This is a genomic window from Rothia nasimurium, from assembly GCF_928381705.1.
Taxonomy (GTDB): Bacteria; Actinomycetota; Actinomycetes; order Actinomycetales; family Micrococcaceae; genus Rothia; species Rothia nasimurium_G.
Genome location: NZ_CAKMSR010000052.1, coordinates 1 through 229, shown reverse-complemented (window position 1 = coordinate 229; position 229 = coordinate 1). Strand labels below are relative to the sequence as shown.

Annotated in this window: 1 protein-coding gene; it reads left to right on the top strand. The window is 58.1% G+C overall.

The features are described from left to right. Window positions 1-39 precede the first annotated feature (39 nt). On the top strand, window positions 40-229 hold a 190-nt coding region (locus L6762_RS12115; RefSeq protein WP_423817128.1), incomplete at its 3' end, for a transposase family protein.

Below are 229 nucleotides of genomic sequence, written 5' to 3'. Positions count from 1 at the left end.
AAACATCATGGCTTGGAAAGATATCTTGATGAGAGCACTGTGGCTGATAAGGGCTATATCGGGTTGGGGTTGGCTACCCCGGCCAGGCGCAAGCCGGGTCAACGGATGTTTCGGGAGCAGAGGCGGACGAATCGGGTGCTGAATCGGCTGCGGTCGGTGGTGGCGGGGGTTTTCGCTCACATCAAGACTTGGCGGATTCTTCATACGGGGTTTAGGCGGCCGTTGGGGT